Origin of the sequence: Pseudomonas sp. M1, assembly GCF_022760135.1 — a bacterium.
Lineage (GTDB): Bacteria > Pseudomonadota > Gammaproteobacteria > Pseudomonadales > Pseudomonadaceae > Pseudomonas > Pseudomonas citronellolis.
Genome location: NZ_CP094343.1, coordinates 4,259,506 through 4,282,219 on the forward strand (window position 1 = coordinate 4,259,506; position 22,714 = coordinate 4,282,219).

At 65.9% G+C, this 22,714-nt stretch carries 21 protein-coding genes; 7 read left to right on the forward strand and 14 right to left on the reverse strand.

The features are described from left to right. Window positions 1–16 precede the first annotated feature (16 nt). The 7 genes from lpdA to sdhC form a co-directional block, all read right to left on the reverse strand. Window positions 17–1,453 carry a dihydrolipoyl dehydrogenase gene (gene lpdA / locus PM1_RS18625; protein ID WP_009619381.1) on the reverse strand — a complete coding sequence of 479 codons (1,437 nt, stop codon included), beginning with the start codon at window positions 1,451–1,453 and terminating at the stop codon, window positions 17–19. Window positions 1,454–1,534: 81 nt separating this feature from the next. Continuing rightward, the gene (odhB, locus tag PM1_RS18630) at window positions 1,535–2,770 is read right to left on the reverse strand and encodes a 2-oxoglutarate dehydrogenase complex dihydrolipoyllysine-residue succinyltransferase (RefSeq protein WP_009619379.1); all 1,236 of its coding nucleotides are present in this window, start codon (window positions 2,768–2,770) and stop codon (window positions 1,535–1,537) included. A 42-nt stretch (window positions 2,771–2,812) separates the two neighbouring features. Then, a complete protein-coding gene (locus PM1_RS18635; protein ID WP_009619378.1) occupies window positions 2,813–5,644 on the reverse strand; it encodes a 2-oxoglutarate dehydrogenase E1 component in 2,832 nt (943 codons plus the stop codon). A 249-nt stretch (window positions 5,645–5,893) separates the two neighbouring features. After that, the gene (locus PM1_RS18640) at window positions 5,894–6,601 is read right to left on the reverse strand and encodes a succinate dehydrogenase iron-sulfur subunit (RefSeq protein ID WP_009619377.1); all 708 of its coding nucleotides are present in this window, start codon (window positions 6,599–6,601) and stop codon (window positions 5,894–5,896) included. Window positions 6,602–6,612: 11 nt separating this feature from the next. Further along, window positions 6,613–8,385: a succinate dehydrogenase flavoprotein subunit gene (gene sdhA / locus PM1_RS18645; RefSeq protein WP_009619376.1), complete on the reverse strand. Its 1,773-nt coding sequence runs from the start codon at window positions 8,383–8,385 to the stop codon at window positions 6,613–6,615. 3 nt (window positions 8,386–8,388) lie between these two features. Then, window positions 8,389–8,757 (reverse strand): succinate dehydrogenase, hydrophobic membrane anchor protein, encoded by a 369-nt coding sequence (sdhD, locus tag PM1_RS18650; RefSeq protein ID WP_009619375.1) that lies wholly within the window; start codon window positions 8,755–8,757, stop codon window positions 8,389–8,391. Further along, window positions 8,751–9,137 (reverse strand): succinate dehydrogenase, cytochrome b556 subunit, encoded by a 387-nt coding sequence (gene sdhC, locus PM1_RS18655; protein ID WP_009619374.1) that lies wholly within the window; start codon window positions 9,135–9,137, stop codon window positions 8,751–8,753. Before sdhC ends, sdhD begins: the two co-directional genes overlap by 7 nt. 356 nt (window positions 9,138–9,493) lie before the next feature. Here sdhC and gltA point away from each other — a divergent pair, with 356 nt between their 5' ends. Then, window positions 9,494–10,780, forward strand: coding sequence for a citrate synthase (gene gltA / locus PM1_RS18660; RefSeq protein ID WP_009619373.1), 1,287 nt, complete (start codon window positions 9,494–9,496; stop codon window positions 10,778–10,780). Window positions 10,781–11,577: 797 nt separating this feature from the next. On the opposite strand, the gene PM1_RS18665 is transcribed toward gltA, so the two are convergent. After that, a complete protein-coding gene (locus tag PM1_RS18665) occupies window positions 11,578–12,186 on the reverse strand; it encodes an START domain-containing protein (protein WP_009619372.1) in 609 nt (202 codons plus the stop codon). 136 nt (window positions 12,187–12,322) lie between these two features. Beyond that, entirely contained in the window at window positions 12,323–12,577 is a 255-nt protein-coding gene (locus tag PM1_RS18670) for a YkgJ family cysteine cluster protein (RefSeq protein WP_009619371.1), read from the reverse strand. 174 nt (window positions 12,578–12,751) lie between these two features. Between PM1_RS18670 and PM1_RS18675 the strand changes: the two genes are divergently transcribed. Continuing rightward, on the forward strand, window positions 12,752–13,093 hold the full coding sequence (locus tag PM1_RS18675) for a DMT family protein (protein ID WP_009619370.1): 342 nt from the start codon (window positions 12,752–12,754) through the stop codon (window positions 13,091–13,093). Window position 13,094: 1 nt separating this feature from the next. On the opposite strand, the gene PM1_RS18680 is transcribed toward PM1_RS18675, so the two are convergent. Then, on the reverse strand, window positions 13,095–13,967 hold the full coding sequence (locus PM1_RS18680) for an NAD(P)-dependent oxidoreductase (protein WP_009619366.1): 873 nt from the start codon (window positions 13,965–13,967) through the stop codon (window positions 13,095–13,097). A 133-nt stretch (window positions 13,968–14,100) separates the two neighbouring features. Here PM1_RS18680 and PM1_RS18685 point away from each other — a divergent pair, with 133 nt between their 5' ends. Beyond that, entirely contained in the window at window positions 14,101–14,640 is a 540-nt protein-coding gene (locus PM1_RS18685; protein WP_009619365.1) for an exonuclease domain-containing protein, read from the forward strand. Between the two features lie 87 nt (window positions 14,641–14,727). After that, a complete protein-coding gene (gene ppnP / locus PM1_RS18690) occupies window positions 14,728–15,009 on the forward strand; it encodes a pyrimidine/purine nucleoside phosphorylase (protein WP_009619363.1) in 282 nt (93 codons plus the stop codon). A gap of 315 nt (window positions 15,010–15,324) precedes the next feature. Here the strand turns inward: ppnP and PM1_RS18695 are convergent, their stop codons facing one another. After that, complete coding sequence (locus tag PM1_RS18695) at window positions 15,325–16,335, reverse strand: AraC family transcriptional regulator (protein WP_009619361.1); 1,011 nt, start codon at window positions 16,333–16,335, stop codon at window positions 15,325–15,327. 339 nt (window positions 16,336–16,674) lie between these two features. Between PM1_RS18695 and antA the strand changes: the two genes are divergently transcribed. Genes antA through antC form a run of 3 tightly spaced genes read left to right on the forward strand, consistent with a single transcriptional unit; the run spans window position 16,675 to window position 19,584 of the window. Beyond that, window positions 16,675–18,069, forward strand: a complete 1,395-nt coding sequence (gene antA / locus PM1_RS18700; protein WP_009619359.1) for an anthranilate 1,2-dioxygenase large subunit — start codon at window positions 16,675–16,677, stop codon at window positions 18,067–18,069. Next, window positions 18,066–18,557: an anthranilate 1,2-dioxygenase small subunit gene (gene antB / locus PM1_RS18705; RefSeq protein WP_009619357.1), complete on the forward strand. Its 492-nt coding sequence runs from the start codon at window positions 18,066–18,068 to the stop codon at window positions 18,555–18,557. Before antA ends, antB begins: the two co-directional genes overlap by 4 nt. Before the next feature lie 10 nt (window positions 18,558–18,567). Beyond that, window positions 18,568–19,584, forward strand: a complete 1,017-nt coding sequence (gene antC, locus PM1_RS18710; RefSeq protein WP_009619355.1) for an anthranilate 1,2-dioxygenase electron transfer component AntC — start codon at window positions 18,568–18,570, stop codon at window positions 19,582–19,584. A 250-nt stretch (window positions 19,585–19,834) separates the two neighbouring features. On the opposite strand, the gene PM1_RS18715 is transcribed toward antC, so the two are convergent. The 3 genes from PM1_RS18715 to PM1_RS18720 all read right to left on the reverse strand — a co-directional run bounded on the left by PM1_RS18715 (window position 19,835) and on the right by PM1_RS18720 (window position 22,685). Then, window positions 19,835–20,791, reverse strand: coding sequence for a LysR substrate-binding domain-containing protein (locus PM1_RS18715; protein WP_009619353.1), 957 nt, complete (start codon window positions 20,789–20,791; stop codon window positions 19,835–19,837). Window positions 20,792–20,811: 20 nt separating this feature from the next. Next, window positions 20,812–20,937, reverse strand: a complete 126-nt coding sequence (locus PM1_RS31135; RefSeq protein ID WP_009619351.1) for a hypothetical protein — start codon at window positions 20,935–20,937, stop codon at window positions 20,812–20,814. A 68-nt stretch (window positions 20,938–21,005) separates the two neighbouring features. Further along, window positions 21,006–22,685, reverse strand: a complete 1,680-nt coding sequence (locus PM1_RS18720) for an arylsulfatase (RefSeq protein WP_009619349.1) — start codon at window positions 22,683–22,685, stop codon at window positions 21,006–21,008. Between the last annotated feature and the right edge of the window lie 29 nt (window positions 22,686–22,714).

Genomic DNA, 22,714 nt, shown 5'->3' on the forward strand with positions numbered 1-22,714 from the left:
CCGTGGTCCTACCGCCTCAGCGCTTCTTGCGGTTGGCGATGTGGATGGCGTGGCCATTCACCGCCAGGGCCGCTTCGTGCAGCGCCTCGGACAGAGTCGGGTGGGAGAAGACCATCATGCCCAGGTCTTCGGCGCTGGTGCCGAATTCCATGGCGATCGCGCCCTGCTGGACCAGCTCGGCGGCGCTCGGGCCGATCACGTGGACGCCCAGGACGCGGTCGGTCTTGGCATCGGCGATGACCTTGACCAGGCCGGTGGTGTCGTTGGCAGCCATGGCGCGGCCGCTGGCGGCGAACGGGAAGGTGCCGACGTTGACTTCGACGCCTTCGCCCTTGAGCTGCTGCTCGGTCTTGCCGACCCAGGCGATTTCCGGGTGGGTGTAGATGACCGACGGGATCAGGTCGTAGTTCATCTGCGCCTTGTGGCCGGCGATGCGCTCGGCGACCATCACGCCCTCTTCCGAGGCCTTGTGCGCCAGCATGGCGCCGCGGACCACGTCACCGATGGCGAACACGCCCGGAACGCTGGTCTTGCACTGGTCGTCGACGAAGATGAAGCCACGCTCGTCGAGGGTCACGCCGCTGTCGGCGGCCAGCAGGTCGGTGGTCACCGGGCGACGGCCCACGGCCACGATCAGCTTGTCGAAGGTTTCCTTCTGCTCGCCATTGGCGTCGGTGAAGGTCACGGTGACCTGCTTCTTCTTCACCTCGGTGCCGGTGACGCGGGCGCCCAGGCGGATGTTCAGGCCTTGCTTGGTCAGGACCTTCAGGGCTTCCTTGGCGATCTGCTCGTCGGCGGCCGGGAGGAACTTGTCCAGGGCTTCCAGGACGGTGACTTCGGCACCCAGGCGGGCCCAGACCGAACCCAGCTCCAGGCCGATGACGCCGGCGCCGATCACGCCCAGCTTCTTCGGCACGGCCTGGAATTCCAGGGCGCCGGTGGAGTCGACGATGATGTCGTCGGTCAGCGGAGCCGGCGGGATCTCGACCGGCTTGGAACCGGAAGCGATGATGATGTTCTCGGCTTCCAGGACCTGCACCTTGCCGTCCAGGCCGGTGATTTCGACCTGCTTGTTGGCCAGCACCTTGCCGTGGCCTTCGAAGGAGGTGACGCCGTTGGCCTTGAACAGGGTGGCGATGCCGCCGGTCAGGTTCTTAACGATGTTGGCCTTGCGCGCGACCATGGCCGGTACGTCGATGGTGACGCCCTTGGCTTCGATACCATGGACGGCGAAGGCTTCCTTGGCCTCGTGGTACTTGTAGGAGCTGTCCAGCAGCGCCTTGGACGGAATGCAGCCTACGTTCAGGCAGGTACCGCCGAGGGCGACCTTGCCCTCCTTGCCGATGTACTTCTCGATGCAGGCGGTCTTCAGGCCGAGCTGGGCGGCACGGATGGCAGCCACGTAGCCGCCGGGGCCGGCACCAATCACAACCACGTCGAATTTCTGGCTCATATCTCAATCCTTATTCCGGTGAAGCGGACGGCCCCTCGCGGGGCCGTCGTGTAGTACGGGGCCGTCAGGTGAAATGACGAATCAGACGTCCAGCAGCAGACGAGCCGGGTCTTCCAGCAGGTCCTTCATGGCGACCAGGAAGCTCACCGCTTCCTTGCCGTCGATCATGCGGTGGTCGTAGGACAGCGCCAGGTACATCATCGGCAGGATCACCACCTGGCCGTTAACGGCCATCGGGCGTTCCTGGATCTTGTGCATGCCGAGGATGGCGGTCTGCGGCGGGTTGACGATCGGAGTCGACAAGAGGGAACCAAATACGCCACCGTTGGAAATGGTGAAAGTACCACCGGTCATGTCTTCGATGGACAGCTTGCCGTCCTTGGCCTTCTTGCCGAAGGTGGCGATGCCGTTCTCGATCTCGGCCAGGCTCATGAACTCGGCGTTGCGCAGTACCGGTACCACCAGGCCGCGGTCGCTGGACACGGCGACACCGATGTCCTGGTAGCCGTGGTAGACGATGTCGTTGCCGTCGATCGAGGCGTTGACGCCGGGGAAGCGCTTCAGGGCTTCGGTGGCGGCCTTGACGAAGAAGGACATGAAGCCCAGGCGCACGCCGTTGTGCTTCTTCTCGAACAGGTCCTTGTACTTGTTGCGCAGGTCCATGATCGGCTTCATGTTGACTTCGTTGAAGGTAGTCAGCATGGCCATGGAGGACTGGGCTTCGACCAGGCGCTCGGCGACCTTGGCGCGCAGGCGGGTCATCGGCACGCGCTTCTCGACGCGGTCGCCGGCGGCGAACACCGGGGCCTCGGCGGCCGGAGCGGCCGGCTTGGCGGCGGCCGGAGCGGCTGCCGGGGCGTTCTTCTTGGCCTCGACGGCGGCAACCACGTCTTCCTTGGTCACGCGACCGCCCTTGCCGGTGCCGGCGATGCTGTTCGGGTCGATGCCGTTCTCTTCGGCCAGCTTGCGCGCGGCCGGCGAGAGGATGGCGTCTTCGCCGGCGGCGGCCGGAGCGGCAGCGGCAGCCGGGGCAGCAGCCGGAGCGGCGGCGGCCGGGGCCGGAGCGGCGGCAGCGGCGCCGCCTTCGCTCAGCTTGCCGAGCAGTTCGTTGGAGAGGACGGTGTCGCCTTCGTTCTTGACGATCTCGGCCAGTACGCCGTCGGCCTCGGCCAGCACCTCGATGACCACCTTGTCGGTCTCGATGTCGACGATCAGTTCGTCACGCTTGACGGCTTCACCGACCTTCTTGTGCCAGGTGGCGACGGTGCCGTCGGCAACCGATTCCGGGAAGGTTGGGGCTTTGATTTCGATAGCCATTCTGTGTGTTTCCTTAAATTCGGTATCTACTGCGCGTTGGCGTTAAACAGTGAAGGCGTCTTGCAGCAGTTTTTCCTGCTGCTCGGCGTGCATCGAAGCGTAGCCGCAAGCCGGGGCGGCCGAGCCGTCGCGGCCGGCGTATTCCAGGTTGAGGCCCTTCTTGTGCGCGGCGATGACACGGCGCATGTGGTGCTGCGAGCAGTACCAGGCACCCTGGTTCATCGGCTCTTCCTGGCACCAGACGATGTGCTTGAGGTTCTTGTACTGCGACAGGACCTCGGCCAGGTCGTCTTCCGGGAACGGGTAGAGCTGTTCCAGGCGGACGATCGCGATGTTCTCGCGGCCTTCGGCGCGGCGCTTCTCCAGCAGGTCGTAGTACACCTTTCCGCTGCACAGGACGATGCGGTCGACCTTCTTCGGATCCAGGCTGTCGATCTCGTTGATGACGGTCTGGAACGAGCCGTTGGCCAGCTCTTCCAGGGTCGAGATGGCCAGCTTGTGGCGCAGCAGCGACTTCGGCGTCATGACGATCAGCGGCTTGCGCAGCGGACGGATCACCTGGCGGCGCAGCATGTGGTAGACCTGCGCCGGAGTGGTCGGTACGCAGACCTGGATGTTCTGCTCGGCGCACAGCTGCAGGTAACGCTCCAGACGCGCGGAGGAGTGCTCCGGGCCCTGGCCTTCGTAGCCGTGCGGCAGCAGCATGGTCAGGCCGCACAGGCGCTGCCACTTGGTCTCGCCGCTGGTGATGAACTGGTCGATCACCACTTGCGCACCGTTGGCGAAGTCGCCGAACTGGGCTTCCCAGATCACCAGCGCGTTCGGCATGGTGGTGGCGTAGCCGTATTCGAAGGCCAGCACCGCTTCTTCCGAGAGGAAGGAGTCGTACAGGCTGACGCGCGGCTGGCCGTCGAACAGGTGGGCCAGGGGGATGTAGACCGAGTCGTCCTTCTGGTTGTGCAGCGCCGCGTGGCGGTGCGAGAAGGTGCCGCGGCCGACGTCCTGACCGGTCATGCGCACCGGGTGGCCTTCGAACAGCAGGGTGGCGTAGGCCAGGTTCTCGGCGAAGCCCCAGTTGATCGGCATGCCGCCGGCCGACATCTTGGCGCGGTCTTCGTAGATCTTCTGCACCTGGCGCTGCATGACGAAGCCGTCCGGAGTCTCCAGCAGCTTGTTGGACAGCTCCTGCAGGGTCTTCAGGTCGAAGCGGGTGTCGTGACGCGCGGTCCAGGCATGGCCGACGTACGGACGCCAGTCGACGAACAGCTCCTTGTTCGGCTCCTTGACCAGGCTCTTCACCACGTGCAGGCCGTTGTCCAGGGCGTCGCGGTATTCGTCGACCTTCTCCTGGGCCTGCTCGGCGGTCTGCACGCCGGCGGCGATCAGCTCGTCGGCATACAGGTCGCGGGTGGTGCGCTGCTTGGCGATCTGCTGGTACATCAGCGGCTGGGTGCCGCTCGGCTCGTCGGCCTCGTTGTGGCCGCGGCGGCGGTAGCAGACCAGGTCGATGACCACGTCACGCTTGAACTGCATGCGGTAGTCGACGGCCAGCTGGGTAACGAACAGCACCGCTTCCGGGTCGTCGCCGTTCACGTGGAAGATCGGCGCCTGGATCATCTTGGCAACGTCGGTCGCGTACTCGGTGGAGCGCGCGTCGTCCTGGCGGCTGGTGGTGAAGCCGACCTGGTTGTTGATCACGATGTGGATGGTGCCGCCGGTCTTGTAGGCACGGGTCTGGGACATCTGGAAGGTTTCCATGACCACGCCCTGCCCCGCGAAGGCGGCATCGCCGTGGATGGAAATCGGCACCACCTTGTCGCCGCTGCCGTCCTTGCGACGGTCCTGGCGGGCGCGTACCGAGCCCTCGACCACCGGGGAGACGATTTCCAGGTGCGAGGGGTTGAACGCCAGCGCCAGGTGGACTTCGCCGCCCGGGGTCATGACGTTGGAGGAGAAGCCCTGGTGGTACTTCACGTCACCGGAACCCAGCTCGACCAGCTTCTTGCCCTCGAACTCGTCGAACAGGTCGCGCGGGTTCTTGCCGAGGGTGTTGACCAGGACGTTCAGACGGCCACGGTGGGCCATGCCGATGACCACTTCCTTGACGCCGTAGGAGCCGGAGCGCTGGATGATCTCGTCGACCATCGGGATCAGGCTCTCGCCGCCTTCCAGGCCGAAACGCTTGGTGCCCGGGTACTTGGTGCCCAGGTACTTCTCCAGGCCCTCGGCCGCAGTCAGGCGCTCCAGCAGGTGGGCGCGCGCCTCGGTGGAGTACGCCGGACGACCGCGCACGCTTTCCAGGCGCTGGGCGAACCAGTGGCGCTGCTCGGAATCGACGATGTGCATGAACTCGGCGCCGATGGTGCTGCAGTAGGTCTGCTTCAGGGCGTCGATGATCTCGCGCAGGGTCGCCTCTTCCTTGCCGATGTAGAGCTCACCGGTGCGGAAAGTGGTGTCGAGGTCGGCGGCGGTCAGGCCGTAGTGATCCAGCGACAGGTCCGAAGGCGCGGTACGCACCCAGAGGCCCAGCGGATCGAGCTTCGCGGCCTGATGCCCACGCAGCCGGTACGCCAGGATCAGGCGCAGGACTTCGACCTGCTTCTTCTCGTGCTCGGTGCTTACGCTGCCGGCGGAAACGGGCGCGGCGCGGCGCTGGTTCTTGGCCAGGAGCACGAAATGATCACGGATGGAGGAATGCGAGACGTCGGGAGCGGGATTGCCGTCGGCGGGGAGCTTCTGGAAGTATGTGCGCCACTCTTCTGGCACAGCGTTCGGGTCGTGCAGGTAGAGCTCGTAGAGCTCTTCGACGTAGGCAGCGTTCCCACCGGATAAATGGGCACTGTTCCACATCCGCTGCATTACGCTTTCGTGCATGCTTGGTCACCCTCGGTAAGGGGACTCCACCTGATGGAACTCTCGGGGGACCCAGCCCTGTGCAGCGACTGGTAGCCACAAAGGTTCCCGCAGATAGTCCGGGTACCAGCCCGGATGCCCCTGCTGGTCATATATACGTTTTCGAGTCAGACCCCGGCTTTGTGGGCTGGGGCCCGTTGCAACCGCACCGCCGGACAATGTTCCGGCGGCACGGGTATTGCTCTTGTCGCACGCGACGGCGAAGTGGGATCAGGTCCCGCTCTGCAGCAGCATGTTGCGAATGTGACCGATGGCCTTGGTCGGGTTCAGGCCTTTCGGGCAGACATTCACGCAGTTCATGATTCCACGGCAACGGAACACGCTGAACGGATCGTCCAGGCTGGCCAGGCGCGCCTGGGTTTCCGTGTCGCGGCTGTCGGCCAGGAAGCGATAGGCCTGCAGCAGCGCAGCGGGGCCGAGGAACTTGTCCGGGTTCCACCAGAACGACGGGCAGGAGGTCGAGCAGCAGGCGCACAGGATGCACTCGTACAGACCGTCCAGCTTTTCGCGCTCTTCGGGGGTTTGCAGGCGTTCGATCGCCGGCGCGGCATACTTGTTCTGCAGGTACGGCTTAACGCTCTCGTACTGCTTGTAGAAGATGCGCATATCGACGACCAGGTCACGGATCACCGGCAGGCCCGGCAGCGGGCGCAGCACCAGCTTGCCGCCCTTCAGGCCGGCGGCCGACAGCGGAGTGATGCAGGCCAGGCCGTTCTTGCCGTTGATGTTCATGCCGTCGGAGCCGCAAACGCCTTCACGGCAGGAACGACGGTAGGAGAAGCCCTCGTCCTGTTCCTTGATCAGCGCCAGCACGTCCAGGACCATCACGTCCTTGCCCTGGGTATCGACGTCGAAGTCCTGCATGTAGGGTGCAGAGTCCTTCTCCGGGTTGTAGCGGTAAACACTTACTTTCAACATGACGGGCACCCTTAGTAAGTACGAACCTTGGGTTCGAATGCCGGAACGGTCTTCGGCGCGAAGTTGACGGCACGCTTGGCAACGCGCTTCTCACCCGGGAAGTACAGGGTGTGGCACAGCCAGTTCTCGTCATCGCGCTCCTCGAAGTCTTCGCGGGCATGGGCGCCGCGGGACTCTTTGCGGTTTTCGGCCGCAATGGCGGTGGCTTCGGCCACCTCGAGGAGGTTCTGCAGTTCCAGCGCTTCGATGCGCGCCGTGTTGAAAGCCTGGCTCTTGTCGTTGATCTTGACGGTGGCGATACGCTCGCGCAGGTCAGCCAGTTGAGCGATACCCTTCTGCATGTATTCGCCGGTACGGAATACACCGAAGTAGTTCTGCATGCACTGCTGCAGTTCGCGCTTGAGCGGGGCGACTTCTTCGCCGCTGGTGCGCTCGTTCACGCCGTTCAGGCGCTTGAAGGAGGCTTCCAGGTCGGACTCGGAGGCGCCGCGGTGCTCGATGCCCTCTTTCAGGGCCTTTTCCAGGTGCAGGCCGGTAGCGCGGCCGAAGACCACCAGGTCGAGCAGCGAGTTGCCGCCCAGGCGGTTGGCGCCGTGAACCGATACGCAGGCGACTTCGCCGACCGCGAACAGGCCTTCGACGATCTGGTCGTTGCCGTTGGCGTCCATGGTCAGGGCCTGGCCATGGATGTTGGTGGCGACGCCGCCCATCATGTAGTGGCAGGTCGGGATGACCGGGATGGGCGCGACCACCGGGTCGACGTGGGCGAAGGTCTTGGACAGCTCGCAGATGCCGGGCAGGCGGCTGTGCAGGACTTCCTCGCCGAGGTGGTCGAGCTTCAGCAGCACGTGGTCCTTGTTCGGGCCCACGCCGTTGCCGGCGATCACTTCCTTGACCATGGAGCGGGCGACCACGTCGCGGCCGGCCAGGTCCTTGGCGTTCGGCGCGTAACGCTCCATGAAGCGCTCGCCATGGGCGTTGATCAGGTAGCCGCCTTCACCGCGGCAGCCTTCGGTGACCAGTACACCGGCGCCGGCGATGCCGGTCGGGTGGAACTGCCACATCTCGATGTCCTGCACCGGTACGCCGGCGCGCAGGGCCATGCCCACGCCGTCGCCGGTGTTGATCAGGGCGTTGGTGGTGGAGGCGTAGATGCGGCCTGCACCGCCGGTGGCCAGGACCACGGCCTTGGAGCGGATATAGATGGTGTCGCCGGTCTCGATGTCGATGGCGATGATGCCGACCACGTGGCCGTCCTGGTTCTTCACCAGGTCGACGGCGTACCACTCATTAAGGAAGGAGGTGCCGTTCTTCAGGTTGGCCTGGTACAGGGTGTGCAGCAGGGCGTGACCGGTACGGTCGGCCGCGGCGCAGGTACGGGCGGCCTGGCCACCCTTGCCGAAGTCCTTGGACTGGCCACCGAACGGACGCTGGTAGATGCGGCCCTGCTCGGTACGGGAGAACGGCAGGCCCATGTGTTCCAGCTCGAACACGGCTTCCGGGCCGACGGAGCACATGTATTCGATGGCGTCCTGGTCACCGATGTAGTCGGAGCCCTTGACGGTGTCGTACATGTGCCAGCGCCAGTCGTCGTTCGGGTCGGCCGAGGCGATGGCGCAGGTGATGCCGCCCTGGGCGGAAACGGTGTGCGAACGGGTCGGGAAGACCTTGGTCACCACGGCGGTCTTGTGACCACCCTGGGCCAGTTGCAGCGCGGCACGCATGCCGGCGCCGCCGCCACCCACGATGATGGCGTCGAAGGAGAGAGTGCGAATGCTTGCCATGGATCAGTTACCCCAGAGAATCTGCACACCCCAGACGAAGAATGCGAACATGGCCATGCCGCATACCGCCTGGACGAGGAAACGCACGATGGTCGCGGGCTTGCCCAGCGCCATCTGAGTCAGGTAGTCGGTGGTGATGGTCCACATGCCGACCCAGGCGTGCACGCTCAGGGCAACCAGCGTGAGAAGACTGAAGATCTTCATCAGGCCGTGGGAGAACAGACCATGCCACTCCTCGTAGGAGATGTTCGGGTGTGCGATCAGGTAACCCAGCAGGAAAAGCACATAAGCCGCGAGAACGACCGCAGAAACGCGTTGGGCCATCCAGTCGTAGAGGCCGGAACGCGAGAAGTTTGTGACGTTAGTTACCATACCCAGACCCCCGCCAGAACGATCAGCACCACGGCAATGGCGATGACGATTTTCGAACCACGCTTGCCACCTTCCAGCGTCTCGCCGATACCTGCGTCCATGACGAGGTGACGAATGCCGGCTACCAGGTGGTACAGCAGCGCGGAGAGCAGGCCCCAGATCACAAGCTTGGCCAACGGATGGGCCAGACACGCCTTCACCTGCTCGAAGCTGTCTTCCGATGCGAGGGACTTGTCGAGCGCGAACAGCAGCACGGCAATGCCCAGGAACAGGATGACGCCAGAGATGCGGTGGAGAATGGACGTGTAAGCAGTGACAGGGAGTTTGATGGTCCTTAGGTCTAGGTTTACAGGTCGTTTGCTATTCACGGCTTTTTTCACACTGAGAGCCCTTCGAACTGCAGGGCTAGTTGTCGGGAGGTGCACTTGTCAGGTACCCATCACCTTCGGGAGTGACAACCGCCTGTGGAGCGAGGCCTGGAGGGCCCCGGCGGCTGGTCGCCGAGTATAGACAGTTAGGCTCCTAATGACAACGGAATCGCCTTCGCCTAAGGACTTATTGCCGCACCCCCATAAAAGGCGTAAATAGGCGATTTTTTTCGCCAAAACAGGCAGTTGGAGGGGCTGTCCGCTACCGATTCTTGCAAATTGACAATCGGATTTATCTCTCTATAGTGGTGCGGGCCCTGCGTGGGGGGTCGTACAGATGATTTCAAGCATTAATAGGAGGCCTAATCATGGCTGACAAGAAAGCGCAGTTGATCATCGAGGGCGCAGCCCCCGTCGAACTGCCCGTCCTCTCCGGCACGCTGGGCCCCGATGTAGTGGATGTGCGGGGTCTGACCTCCACGGGCCACTTCACGTTCGATCCTGGCTTCATGTCCACCGCCTCCTGCGAGTCGAAGATCACTTATATCGACGGCGACAAGGGCGTGCTGCTGCACCGCGGTTATCCGATCGAGCAACTGGCCGAGAAATCCGACTACCTGGAAACCTGCTACCTGCTGCTCAAGGGCGAACTGCCCACCGCCGAGCAGAAGGAACAGTTCGTCGGCACCATCAAGAACCACACCATGGTTCACGAGCAGTTGAAGACCTTCTTCAACGGCTTCCGCCGCGATGCCCACCCGATGGCCATCATGTGCGGCGTGATCGGCGCCCTCTCCGCCTTCTACCACGACTCCCTGGACATCAATAATCCCAAGCATCGCGAGATTTCCGCGCATCGCCTGGTCGCCAAGATGCCGACCATCGCCGCCATGGTGTACAAGTACTCCATGGGTCAGCCGATGATGTATCCGCGCAACGACCTGAGCTACGCAGAAAACTTCCTGCACATGATGTTCAACACCCCCTGCGAGACCAAGCCGATCAGCCCCGTGCTGGCCAAGGCCATGGACCGCATCTTCATCCTGCACGCCGACCACGAGCAGAACGCCTCGACCTCGACCGTGCGCCTGGCCGGCTCCTCCGGCGCCAACCCGTTCGCCTGCATCGCCTCCGGCATCGCCGCCCTCTGGGGCCCGGCCCACGGTGGTGCGAACGAAGCGGTACTGCGCATGCTGGACGAGATCGGTGACGTTTCGAACATCGAGAAGTTCGTGGCCAAGGCCAAGGACAAGAACGATCCGTTCAAGCTGATGGGCTTCGGCCACCGCGTGTACAAGAACTTCGACCCGCGCGCCAAGGTCATGAAGCAGACCTGCGACGAGGTGCTCAGCGAGCTGGGCATCAACGATCCGCAGCTGGAACTGGCCATGAAGCTGGAAGAGATCGCCCGCCACGACCCCTACTTCGTGGAGCGCAACCTCTACCCGAACGTGGACTTCTACTCGGGCATCATCCTCAAGGCCATCGGCATCCCGACCAGCATGTTCACCGTGATCTTCGCCCTGGCGCGTACCGTGGGCTGGATCTCGCACTGGCAGGAAATGCTCTCCGGCCCGTACAAGATCGGCCGCCCGCGCCAGCTGTACACCGGCCACACCCAGCGCGATTTCGTCGAGCTCGGCGCTCGCAAGTAAGTTTCGCCGGGATACGGAAAAGGCTGCTTCGGCAGCCTTTTTTGTTGCCCTCCTTTCTCACTCCGCAACTCAAACCTGTCATTCCGCGAACGCGGGACGCGGCTCCATCGCGAACAGCGCTTGCGCTGACCCGAAGGGGAATAATCCAGTTGCCTTGGCTTGGGTGTTTCTGCGCCGCTCCGAGTTTGCCCGACCGTCTTGTTTCGCCCCCTCGGGCGAGTCACTTCTTTCAAACGCCAAAGAAGTAACCAAGAAGGCTTGCCCCGACATACGGGCCCGACACAGTCGGGCTACCCTCACGAATTCCCCCGCCACGGAGGCCCGCCCCGAGGGTACGTCCCTGTAGCCCATCGGGGCTCTCGCGACATCCATGTCGCATGACCTCCTGAGCGCGGGTTTCGCTCGGCCTTCTGAAGGGGCACTCCGGTGCGCTCGGCTATTTCTCTGGAAGTCCAAGAGCAAACGCGCTTTTGCTTTTGCTCTTCGTAGGAGCGAGCTTGCTCGCGAACCGCCCGTCACTGGGTTATTCCCCTTCGGGCCAGCGCAAGCGCTGTTCGCGATGGAGCCGCGTCCCGCGTTCGCGGGAATGGCGAGGGGAAGTGAGGAGTATCAGGATGACTCTGGGCTTCCCGGCAGCTCAGGACAGCCCCCTCTCCCTTCAGGGAGAGGGTTGGGGAGAGGGCGCTCTTAACCCCAACTCCGCAGCCACCGGCAAACCCCATTCACGAGCGAGCCCTCTCCCCTCCCCCTAAACACAAAAAAGGCCGCCCAGGCGGCCTTTTCCATAACACCAAGCCTCAGCGCTTCTCCGCCGCCGCACGCAGCCCCTTCAGGGTATTCATCGGCGCATCCACCACGAAGCTGTTGGCCAGCCAGGACGGAATGCTGCCGCCCGGCTCGGTCTGCACCTGGTAGGTCACCTCGGTGACGCCCGCGCCCTTGGGCACCAGTTTCCACTCGCCGACCAGCTTGGGCACGCGGATCTCGCCCTTCTCTTCCGGGATGTAGGTCGGCTCGGCCTGCAGGTGGCGGATGAGGCCGCCGTCGGCGGTCTTCTCGGTGGTCACGTGGATCACCACGTCGCGGCCGGTCACGGGCCAGGGCATGTCGATCTTCGAGTAGGTCCAGGAATTGTCGCCCTCGCTCTTGAGCAGGCGCATCTCGGCGCAGGCGTGGATCCACTTGCAGGAGCCCTTCACGTCTTCCTGCAGGGCATTGATGCTGGCCACGTCGGCCTTGATGTCGACCACGCCGCGGTAGGCCTTGTACTTGGAGCCCGGGACGCTGCTCAGGTAGACCTTGACGCCGTCCTCGTCCTTGGCCAATTGCCAGTCCTCGGCCATGGCGGCGCCGGAGGCGCCCAGCAGGGCGGCGCTCAACAGGGTCATACGCAGGATGCCACGCATCGTCATCTTCCTCTGGTTATTGTTGGTCTGGCCGGGCCGGCGAAGGGCCGTACCCGTTGCAAATCCGCGATCCTGAGCGGTTCGGCAGTCAGGATGGGCGCCAGTATGGCCCCTGTAAACGTGACTTCCAAGTCACTCAGGCGGCGGTGATCCGTTCCCATTCGGCGAGGATGCGCAGCGCCTCCTCGTTGCTGCTGCCGCAAGCCTCGGCGTCGGCGTCGAAGGCCGCGCACACCGCCGGGCGCTCGGGCCGGCCGAACAGGCGGCAGAGGTTGCGCTCGTCCAGTTGCACGCAGCGCACGCCCGCGGGCTTGCCGCCGGGCATGCCGGGGATGGGCGAGGAAATCGACGGCGCCACGCAGCAGGCGCCACAGCCGGCACGGCATTGCATCGTTGCTGGGCTCATAAAAAGGCACGGAGGAAGATCGCGCACCGCAGGGCCGGTGCGCGGCGCGAAGGATAAGCCCAGCGACGCCCGCCGCCAAGGGCCTTGCATCGCCCTCCCCCTTGGCGGCGCGAGCGCGGCGATTTAGGCTGGCGCCCTCCTCACCTCCGGGAGCTCCCCATGCCGGTCTGGGCCCAAACCGCCACCCTCCTGGCGTTCTCCAACCTGTTCATGACCTTCGCCTGGTACGGCCACCTGAAAACGCTGAACACCAAGCCCTGGATCATCGCCGCCCTGGTCAGTTGGGGCATCGCGCTGTTCGAGTACCTGCTGCAGGTGCCGGCCAACCGCATCGGCTATACCGCGCTGTCGGTGGGCCAGCTGAAGATCATGCAGGAGGTCATCACCCTGGCGGTGTTCGTGCCCTTCAGCGTGTTCTTCATGCAGCAGCCGCTGAAGCTGGACTACCTGTGGGCGGGCCTGTGCCTGCTGGGCGCGGTCTACTTCATCTTCCGCAGCTGATTCACCCGCGCGGCTTCAGCCGGGTGATCAGGCTGGAAGTGTCCCAGCGCCCGCCGCCGGCGGCCTGCACCTCGGCATAGAACTGGTCGACCAGCGCCGTCACCGGCAATTGCGCGCCGTTGTGCCGCGCCTCGTCGAGCACGATGCCGAAGTCCTTGCGCATCCAGTCCACGGCGAAGCCGAAGTCGAAGCGCCCTTCCAGCATGCTCTTGTGGCGGTTCTCCATCTGCCAGGACTGCGCCGCGCCCTTGCTGATGACCTCGATGGCGGCCTCGCCGTCCAGCCCCGCGCACTGGGCGAAATGCAGGGCCTCGGACAAGCCCTGGAGCAGGCCGCCGATGCAGATCTGGTTGACCATCTTGGTCAGTTGTCCGGCGCCGCTGTGGCCCATCAGCCGGACCATCCGCGCATAGGCGGCGATCAGCGGCTCGGCGCGCCGGTAGAAGACCTCCTCGCCGCCCACCATCACCGTCAGCACGCCATTCTCGGCGCCGGCCTGGCCGCCGGAGACCGGCGCGTCGAGGAAGCCCAGCTCGCGCTCGGCGGCCTGCACCGCCAGCTCCCGGGCCACCGCCGCCGAGGCCGTGGTGTGGTCGACGAACACGCTGCCCGGCTGCATCCCGGCGAGGGCGCCGTCCGGCCCCAGCACCACGCTGCGCAGGTCGTCGTCGTTGCCCACGCAGCACATCACGAATTCCGCCTGCGCCGCAGCCTCGCGCGGCGTGGGCGCACTGCTGCCGCCATGCTCGGCGCACCACTGCGCGGCGCGCGCCGGGGTACGGTTGTAGACGCAGACCTCATGCCCCTTGGCCTGCAGATGCCCGGCCATGGGATAGCCCATGACGCCCAGGCCGATGAACGCGACTTTCGCCATGGCTCGGTTCCCCCTGTTGTCGATCGGGCTAGCCTAGCAGCGGTTTGCCGAGCCCCGAAAGGCCTTCCATACTGCATGCCAGGCGCCGCGCACGCGGTCCGGACCGTCCCACTTCAGCGCACGAGCAGGCCCTATGCCCCACTGGCTGGTGATCGACCTGGAAGCCACCACCGAGGAAGGCGGCTGGCCGGTCGAGGAAATGGAGATCATCGAGATCGGCGCGAGCCTCGTGGCCGCAGCCGACGGCCGCGAGCTGGACCACTTCCAGCGCTTCGTGCGGCCGCAGCGCCGCCCGCTGCTGACCAGCTTCTGCCGCGAACTCACCCACATCAGCCAGGCCGACGTCGACGGCGCCGCACCGCTCACCGAGGTCTGGCCGCAGTTCGAGCGCTGGCTCGCGCAGCACAGCCCGCGCCTGGCCGGCTGGGCCAGCTGGGGCGACTACGACCGCCGCCAGCTGGAACTGGAATGGCGCCAGCAGCACATCGACAGCCACCTCAGCCAGGTGCCGCACCTGAACCTCAAGCAGCGCTTCGCCCAGGCCCGCCAGCTCAAGCGCCCGGTGGGCCTGAACACCGCGCTGCAACTGGCCGGGCTGCACTTCCAGGGCCAGCAGCACCGCGCCCTGGAAGACGCGCGCAACACCGCCCGGCTGCTGCCGCTGGCGCTGTGACGGCCGCGTAGTGACGCTGCCCATCGCCTTGGGCATACTGGCGCTCCTTTTTTCGCCCTCCCTACCCCCTGTTGCAGGAGCAGCCCCATGTTCAAGGTCAACGAGTACTTCGACGGCACCGTCAAATCCATCGCCTTCGGCATGACCGAGGGCCCGGCGACCATCGGCGTGATGGCCCCCGGCGAGTACGAATTCGGCACCGCCCAGCTGGAGATCATGCACGTGGTCGCCGGCGCCCTGACCGTCAAGCTGCCAGGCAGCGACGAGTGGGAAACCTTCGCCGCCGGCAGCCAGTTCACCGTGCCGGGGAACAGCAAGTTCCAGCTGAAGGTCGCGGTGGATACTGCTTACCTCTGCGAATATCGCTGAGGTCGCAATTGCGCCACGAAGAACCGGCCCCTGAGGCCGGTTTTTTATTGGTGGCTTGAGGAGGGAGTTTACCGGTGGCTGTGGTGTATCGGGTTGACGCCTTTCCCTCTCCCCAGCCCTCGGCTGCGCGCCCCGCCCTGAAGGGAGAGGGAGCCGTTCGGTGTGCTCTGGTAGTCAGGCTTACGCCGGAAGTTGCAGGAGTGCGCTGATGCTTCGATTGGCAGAGGACGGTCCCCTCTCCCTTCAGGGAGAGGGTTAGGGAGAGGGCGCTCTTCAGCATGACACCACAGCCCCAACAAACTCCCTTCCCCCCTCCTACACTCCCCCCCTCCCACCAAGCCTCTGCAACCGCTGCTGCGTTGCACTGGGCGTCTCCCCGAACAACTTGCGATAGTCCCCCGCAAAACGCCCCAGGTGAGCAAAGCCCCACCCCATCGCGATCTCGGAAATGCTGCGCGCCCCGCCCGCAAGAATGTCCTCGCGCACCCCATGCAGCCGGTAATGCTTCAGATAGGTCATGGGCGCACTGCCAAAGTACTTGCGAAACCCCTCGAACAGCTTGAACCGCGATACCCCGGCCGCTGCCTCCAGGTCATCCAGGCACAGGGCCTCGCGCGCATGGGCATGGATGTGTTCGCGGGCGCGCAGCAGATAGTGCGGCACCTTCTCGGCCAGGCAGCGGCGCAGCGCCTCGCTGTAGTTGTTCGGCTGGGCGAGGATCAGCCCCTTGAGCAGCGCGCGCTCCAGGTCGCGGCTGAAGAAGGCCTGGCCGAACAGCTCGCTCAGCGCCATCTCCTCGTTCAGGTGGCGGACCATGCGCCACCAGGCGGCCGCCGCGCCGTCATGGGCGTCCATCTCCGGCTCGAACACCAGGGGCTGCTCGGCCGGGCGCTGGAGCATTTCCTCCAGGGTCCGGCGCATGGCCAGCAGCGGGATCACCACCTGCAGCTTGCGGCAGTCGCCGGTGATGTTCAGCTCCTGGCTCTGGTTGGGCGAGACGATCACCCCGCGCTGCGGGTTCGACTGCAGGTAGCGCCCGGCCACGCTCAGCTCCTGCTCGCCCACCAGCGGCAGGCTCAGGCTGTAGCTGTTGAAGCGCTCGGTCTCGACGATGCCGATGGTCACCTCGGTGCCGTACTCGATGCAGCCCAGGGTGGTGGACATGCCCTTGAGCACGCTGCCGCTGTGCTGGAAGCGCACCGCCTCGGGGTGGCCGGCATGCAGGCGGTGGGGCCCGCAGATGGCCGACATCCAGTTGCGGGCGGCGGCAAGGTCGAGGCGATCGGCGTGGATGTCACGGAAGTGACCGGGGTTCTTCGGATTCATCGCTGGGCACTCACGGCTTGTTCGGGGCGGCTCTGACGGCGCTTGCGCCCAGTGTGCAGCAAGACGCGTACCCGCGGGCCACGGATCGTCGGCAAAGCCTCAGTATGCGGATAGTGTTCGACCATTTTCCGGACCATTCGCACCCCGCCGGCGCCCCACCCGCCCCCTCCGCCGCCGCCCGGCGCAGCGCGGCTGGGCAGCTTCTACCCAGCCCCCGCACCGCGGTGTTACCCCGCCGCCGCCAATTTTGCGGATCGCCTTCCCCCACTGGGCGGATAGACCGCCATGGCGCGCCGGCCGTGAAATGGCGCCACCGATCCGCCCGATGGGACAACAACAATGAACGCACCAAGCAAGAGCCTTGCGCAGTGGCAGGACTACATCCGTGGCTGCCTGGATTTCCGCCCCGCCGAAGGGGTGTACCGCATCGCCCGGGACATGTTCACCGAGCCGGAACTGTTCGACCTGGAGATGGAGCTGATCTTCGAGAAGCAGTGGATCTACGCCTGCCACGAAAGCGAAATCCCCAACCCCAACGACTTCATCACCCTGCGCGCCGGGCGTCAGCCGATGATCGTCACCCGCGATGCCGGCGGCCAGTTGAACGCCCTGGTCAACGCCTGCCAGCACCGCGGCGCCACCCTCACCCGAGTGTGCAAGGGCAACCAGTCCACCTTCACCTGCCCCTTCCACGCCTGGTGCTACAAGAGCGACGGGCGCCTGGTGAAGGTCAAGGCGCCCGGCGAATACCCGGCGGACTTCGACAAGGCCAGCCGCGGCCTGAAGAAGGCGCGCATCGACAGCTACAGGGGCTTCGTCTTCATCAGCCTGGACGCGAGCGCCACGGACAGCCTGGAAGACTTCCTCGGCGATGCGAAAGTGTTCTTCGACATGATGGTGGCGCAGTCCCCCACCGGCGAGCTGGAAGTGCTGCCGGGCCGCTCCGCCTACACCTTCGAGGGCAACTGGAAGCTGCAGAACGAGAACGGCCTGGACGGCTATCACGTCAGCACCGTGCACTACAACTACGTGGCCACCGTGCAGCACCGCCAGCAGGTCAACGTGGAGAACGGCACGGCCAGCGGCACCCTGGACTACAGCAAGCTCGGCGCCGGCGACGCGCAGACCGACGACGGCTGGTTCAGCTTCCGCAACGGCCACAGCGTGCTGTTCAGCGACATGCCCAACCCCGCCGTGCGCCCCGGCTACGCCAGCGTGATGCCGCGTCTGGTCGAGGAACACGGCCAGGCCAGGGCCGAGTGGATGATGCACCGCCTGCGCAACCTGAACATCTACCCCAGCCTGTTCTTCATGGACCAGATCAGCTCGCAGCTGCGCATCGTCCGCCCCATCGCCTGGAACCGGACCGAAGTCATCAGCCAGTGCATCGGCGTGAAGGGCGAGTCCGACCAGGACCGCGAGAACCGCATCAGCCAGTTCGAGGACTTCTTCAACGTCTCCGGCATGGGCACGCCGGACGACCTGGTGGAATTCCGCGAGCAGCAGCGCGGCTTCCAGGGCCGCCTGGAGCGCTGGAGCGACATCTCCCGCGGCCACGGCAAATGGGTCGAGGGCCCGACGCCGAACAGCCGGACGCTGGGCATCGCCCCCGTGCTCACCGGCACCGAGATCACCCACGAGGGCCTCTACGTCAACCAGCACCAGCACTGGCAGCGCTTCCTCCTCGACGGCCTGGAACGCAAGGCCCTGGCACTCAAGGAGGTGCAGGCATGAACGCGCAACTGCAATACCGGGTGGAACAGTTCCTCTACCGCAACGCCGAGGCCTGCGACGCCCAGGACTGGGACGCCTACCTCGACATGTTCAGCGAGGACAGCGAGTTCCACGTCCCGCAGTGGGATTCCGAGCACGTCTACACCACCGACCCCAAGCGCGGCATGTCGCTGATCTACTACCCCAGCCGCGCCGGCCTGGAGGACCGGGTGTTCCGCATCCGCACCGGCAAGGCCGCCTCGACCATCCCCATGCCGCGCACCCTGCACGGCATCGACAACGTGCGCATCCGCGAACTGGACGGCGGCGAGCTGGAGGTACGGGCCAACTGGCACACGCTGTTCTACCGCCTGGAGACGCCCGGGCAGTTCTTCGGCCACGCCACCTACCGCCTGCGCCCCCATGGCGAGAGCTGGCTGATCGCCCGCAAGCACGTGCTGCTGCTCAACGACCGCATCGATTCGGTGCTCGACTTCTACCACCTGTGAGGATGGCCCGATGAACCACAAGGTCGCCTTCAGCTTCGCCGACGGCAAGACGCTGTTCTTCCCCGTGCAGGGCAACGAAATCCTGCTCGACGCGGCGCTGCGCAACGGCATCAAGATTCCCCTGGACTGCCGCGAGGGCGTCTGCGGCACCTGCATGGGCCGCTGCGAATCCGGCAGCTACGCGATGGACTATGCCGACGAGGAAACCCTCTCCGCCGAGGACCTGGCCCAGCGCAAGATCCTCAGCTGCCAGACCCGCGTGCAGTCCGACGCCGCGTTCTACTTCGACTTCGACTCCAGCCTGTGCAGCGCCGCCGGCCCGGCCAGCCACCGCGGCGTGGTCAGCGGCGTCGAGCAGGTCTCGGCGAGCACCGCCATCCTGCGCCTGCAGGTCGAAGGCCCGGCGCTGGACTACCTGCCCGGCCAGTACGCGCGCCTGCGTGTGCCGGGCACAGACGCGGTGCGCTCCTACTCCTTCGCCAACCGGCCCAACGCGCAGAACCAGCTGCAGTTCCTCATCCGCCTGCTGCCCGACGGCGCCATGAGCGACTACATCCGCGAGCGCTGCCAGCCGGGCGACGAAATCCGCTTCGAGGCGCCGCTGGGCGCCTTCTACCTGCGCCACGTCGAACGCCCGCTGCTGCTGGTGGCCGGCGGCACCGGGCTGTCGGCCTTCCTCGGCATGCTCGACGAGCTGGCCGAGGCCGGCGGCTGCGGCCAGCCGGTGCACCTGTACTACGGCGTGCGCCAGGCGGCGGACCTCTGCGAACTGGAGCGCATCGCCGGCTACGCCGAGCGCATCCCGGGCTTCGCCTTCACCCCGGTGATCAGCGATGACGCCGGCTGGGATGGAAAGCGCGGCTACGTCACCGAGCACTTCGACGCCGCGGCCCTGCGCGATGCGCCCTTCGACATGTACCTGTGCGGCCCGCCGCCGATGGTCGAGTCGGTGAAGGAATGGTTGCAGGCGCAGGGCCTGGAGAACGGCCGGCTGTACCTGGAGAAATTCACCCAGAGCAACAATTGAACCCGTGAACGCTGCGGGTGGGCTGGGCGTAGGGCGAATAACCGTTCGCGGTTATCCGCCGTTGGCCCGGAACACCGCGGCCCTGCATTGTTTGGTAGGAGCGGGCCCTGCGCGCGAAATCGCGGGCAGGGCCCGCTACAGTTCCAGGAAGCACGGTTTTTCGTAGGATGGCGTTGAGCGAAGCGATACCCATCACCATGGCCCCATGGGTATCGCAAGCTCAACCCATCCTACGAAAGCGGCGGTGACTTCAGCCTTCCTCGCCCAGCTCCTCGCTGGCGGCGCGCAGGCATTCGCGGAACAGCCGCGCCGCCGGGCCCAGTTCGCGGCCGCTGGGGTGGAAGCAGCCGATGTCGCCGAAGCGCAGCGCGATGTCCAGCTCGAAGGCGCGGACGCCGCCGCCATCGGCCAGTTGCCGGGCGGTTTCCAGGGGCAGCAGGCCGACGGTCTGCTGGTCCTGCATCAGGGCGACGTTGGTGAGCACCGATAGCGACTCGATGACGTTGCCCGGCAGTGCCAGGCCGGCCTGGGCGAACAGGTGGTCCACCGTCTGCCGCAGCAGCGAGCCGGGCGGCGGCAGCACCCAGGGGTAGGCGTGCAGCTCGGCCAGGCCCACCGCGCCGCCGGCATGCAGCGGGTGGCCATGGCCGCCGACGATGCACAGGCGCTCGTCGTAGAGCACGTCCACGCCCAGCGCCCGCGCCTCGCCGCGGGCCTGCCAGTCGTCCGGCACGCGGCCCACCACCAGGTCCACCTCGCCGCCGATAAGGGCCGGGAACAGCTGGTCGAACTGGCCGATGCGCACCGACACCAGCACCCGCGGCGCACGGCTCTTGAGCAGGCGCAGGGCGCGCGGCAACAGCGAGGTGGAAGCGGAGATCAGGGTGCCCACCACCACGTGCCCGGAAGTGCCGTCGCGGAAGGCCTCCACCTCGTCGCTCAGGGCCCGCAGCTCGGCGAGCATCGAGCGCGCCCGGCGCAGCACCAGCTCGCCCAGTTCGGTGACCTTCACCCCGCGGTTGCTGCGTTCGAGCAGCGGCGCATCGAAGTACGACTCCAACTCGTGGATGACCTTGGTCACCGCCGGCTGGGTCAGGTTCAGCACCTGCGCCGCGCGCAGCAGCGAACCGCTCTGCACCACCTGGTCGAGCACCACCAGCTGGTAGAACTTCAGCTTGCGCGCGACCGATACCACACTCGACTTCATCGACTACCCCGACATCCAACTCAGAAACGGAAAGTACCACGCATCGACAGGCAGGCCGTGCCGTCGCCAGCCCGGGTGAGCGCCGGCAGGCCCGGCCAGGGAGTGAACGGAGTGGTTTTCTTCGGGATGCGGGCGAGCATCGGCATGGGCGGTCCTCATGTCGGAAATGGCAACGGAGGTGGCCCGGCCGTAATGGCCGGGCCTGCAAAGGGATTCATCGGCTGCTGGCGGCTTCCAGCAGCTGCGGCACCAGCGGCCTGCCCTGCGCGTCCAGGCGCAGGTTGTTGCGCTGGGCATAGGCGCGCCAGTCGCGCAGCAGTTCGGCCAGTGCCTGGGGCCACTGCGCGGCCAGGTCGTGGCGCTCGCCCGGGTCCGTGGCGAGGTCGTAGAGGCGCCAGCGCGCCTGGGCGTCCTTGACGTCGTAGAGCAGCTTCAGCGAGCCCTTGCGCAGGGCGGCGTTGCCATTGAGCTCCCAGCCCAGCGGCTCGTCGGCGGCATGCACACGCGCGTCGCGGCCGAACAGCAGCGGCAGCATCGACAGGCCCTGCGGCGGAATGACCTCGCGGCCCCGGTAGCGCGGCCCGGGCTGCTCGGCGCCGGCCAGCTCCAGCAGGGTCGGCAGCAGGTCATGCACCCGCGCCAGCTGCGTGTTGCGCCCGGCGGCAATGCGCTGGGGCATGTAGGCGAACAGCGGCACCCGGTAGCCACCCTGGTAGGTGGTCATCTTGTAACGCCGCCCCGGCAACGAGCTGACCTGCGCCCAGGCGCTGCCCTGCAACAGGAAGGAGTCGCGCCGGCCGTAGTTTTCCAGGCGATTGTCGAAATGCTCCGCCACCCACCTGGCGTCCATGCTGTCGCGCCCTTCCGGGCCGTTGTCGGACATGAACAGCACCAGGGTGTTGTCCAGTTGCCCGCTGCGGCGCAGGTGGTCGAGCAGGCGGCCGACCTCGGCGTCGAAGGCCTCGACCATGGCCGCGTAGACCTCCATGGTGCGCGCCGACTGGCGCTGCTGTTCGTCGCTCAGCGTGGACCAGGCCGGCACGCCCTCCAGTTGCGCCTGCGAGGGATAGCCCTCGGGGATCAGCCCCAGTTCGCGCTGGCGCGCCAGGCGCTGCTCGGCGATGGCCTGGTAGCCGGCGTCGTAGCGCCCGCGGTACTTCGCCAGGTAGGCATCCGGCGCCTGCAACGGCCAGTGCGGCGCGGTGTAGGCGGCGAAGGCGAAGAACGGCCGGCCGTCGCCGGCGCGGCGCTCGATCATCTCGATCAGGCGGTCGGTGTACCAGGTGCTGGAGTAGAAGTCGTCCGGCAGCTCGATGCCCTGGCCGTCGTGCAGGTAGGTGGTGCTGTAGTTGGGCAGCAGCGCCATGTTGGCCTGCTTGAAGTTGGCCGCGCCGCCTTCCAGCAGCACGTAGGATTCCTCGAAGCCCCGCTTCTGCGGTTGCAGCTCCGGCTGCTTGCCCAGGTGCCACTTGCCGGCGATGTAGGTGTGGTAGCCGGCATCGCCCAGCAGCTCGGCGAGGGTCGGCACCCTGGCCGCCAGCACGCCCTCGTAGCCGGGGCGCAGGCGTTCGCGCTGCGCAGGTGGCAGGCGGCCGCGCCATTCGGCCATCATGCCGACGCCGACCAGGTGCGGGTCGTTGCCCGAGAGCAGCGCCGAGCGCGTGGTGGAGCAACTGGGCGTGGCGTGGAAGTCGAGGAAGGTCATGCCCTGGCGGGCCAGGCGGTCGAGGTTGGGGGTGGCGATTTCGCCACCCAGCGCGCCTATGTCGGAAAAGCCCAGATCGTCGGCGACGATCAGCAGCACGTTGGGCCGCTGGCTGCCCCCGGCGGCCTGGGCGAAGGGTAATGCGCTGGCCAGCAGCGCAGCGGCCAGCCACTTGAGCAAGGTATGCATGGGAATGAGGCCCTCCTTCCTGTCGTTGT

What these genes read in the sequence shown, in the direction of transcription:
- lpdA (WP_009619381.1), bottom strand. Translation starts at nt 1,453, where the DNA reads ATGAGCCAGAAATTCGACGTGGTTGTGATTGGTGCCGGCCCCGGCGGC.
- odhB (WP_009619379.1), bottom strand. Translation starts at nt 2,770, where the DNA reads ATGGCTATCGAAATCAAAGCCCCAACCTTCCCGGAATCGGTTGCCGAC.
- PM1_RS18635 (WP_009619378.1), bottom strand. Translation starts at nt 5,644, where the DNA reads ATGCACGAAAGCGTAATGCAGCGGATGTGGAACAGTGCCCATTTATCC.
- PM1_RS18640 (WP_009619377.1), bottom strand. Translation starts at nt 6,601, where the DNA reads ATGTTGAAAGTAAGTGTTTACCGCTACAACCCGGAGAAGGACTCTGCA.
- sdhA (WP_009619376.1), bottom strand. Translation starts at nt 8,385, where the DNA reads ATGGCAAGCATTCGCACTCTCTCCTTCGACGCCATCATCGTGGGTGGC.
- sdhD (WP_009619375.1), bottom strand. Translation starts at nt 8,757, where the DNA reads ATGGTAACTAACGTCACAAACTTCTCGCGTTCCGGCCTCTACGACTGG.
- gltA (WP_009619373.1), top strand. Translation starts at nt 9,494, where the DNA reads ATGGCTGACAAGAAAGCGCAGTTGATCATCGAGGGCGCAGCCCCCGTC.
- PM1_RS18665 (WP_009619372.1), bottom strand. Translation starts at nt 12,186, where the DNA reads ATGCGTGGCATCCTGCGTATGACCCTGTTGAGCGCCGCCCTGCTGGGC.
- PM1_RS18670 (WP_009619371.1), bottom strand. Translation starts at nt 12,577, where the DNA reads ATGCAATGCCGTGCCGGCTGTGGCGCCTGCTGCGTGGCGCCGTCGATT.
- PM1_RS18675 (WP_009619370.1), top strand. Translation starts at nt 12,752, where the DNA reads ATGCCGGTCTGGGCCCAAACCGCCACCCTCCTGGCGTTCTCCAACCTG.
- PM1_RS18680 (WP_009619366.1), bottom strand. Translation starts at nt 13,967, where the DNA reads ATGGCGAAAGTCGCGTTCATCGGCCTGGGCGTCATGGGCTATCCCATG.
- PM1_RS18685 (WP_009619365.1), top strand. Translation starts at nt 14,101, where the DNA reads ATGCCCCACTGGCTGGTGATCGACCTGGAAGCCACCACCGAGGAAGGC.
- ppnP (WP_009619363.1), top strand. Translation starts at nt 14,728, where the DNA reads ATGTTCAAGGTCAACGAGTACTTCGACGGCACCGTCAAATCCATCGCC.
- PM1_RS18695 (WP_009619361.1), bottom strand. Translation starts at nt 16,335, where the DNA reads ATGAATCCGAAGAACCCCGGTCACTTCCGTGACATCCACGCCGATCGC.
- antA (WP_009619359.1), top strand. Translation starts at nt 16,675, where the DNA reads ATGAACGCACCAAGCAAGAGCCTTGCGCAGTGGCAGGACTACATCCGT.
- antB (WP_009619357.1), top strand. Translation starts at nt 18,066, where the DNA reads ATGAACGCGCAACTGCAATACCGGGTGGAACAGTTCCTCTACCGCAAC.
- antC (WP_009619355.1), top strand. Translation starts at nt 18,568, where the DNA reads ATGAACCACAAGGTCGCCTTCAGCTTCGCCGACGGCAAGACGCTGTTC.
- PM1_RS18715 (WP_009619353.1), bottom strand. Translation starts at nt 20,791, where the DNA reads ATGAAGTCGAGTGTGGTATCGGTCGCGCGCAAGCTGAAGTTCTACCAG.
- PM1_RS31135 (WP_009619351.1), bottom strand. Translation starts at nt 20,937, where the DNA reads ATGCCGATGCTCGCCCGCATCCCGAAGAAAACCACTCCGTTCACTCCC.
- PM1_RS18720 (WP_009619349.1), bottom strand. Translation starts at nt 22,685, where the DNA reads ATGCATACCTTGCTCAAGTGGCTGGCCGCTGCGCTGCTGGCCAGCGCA.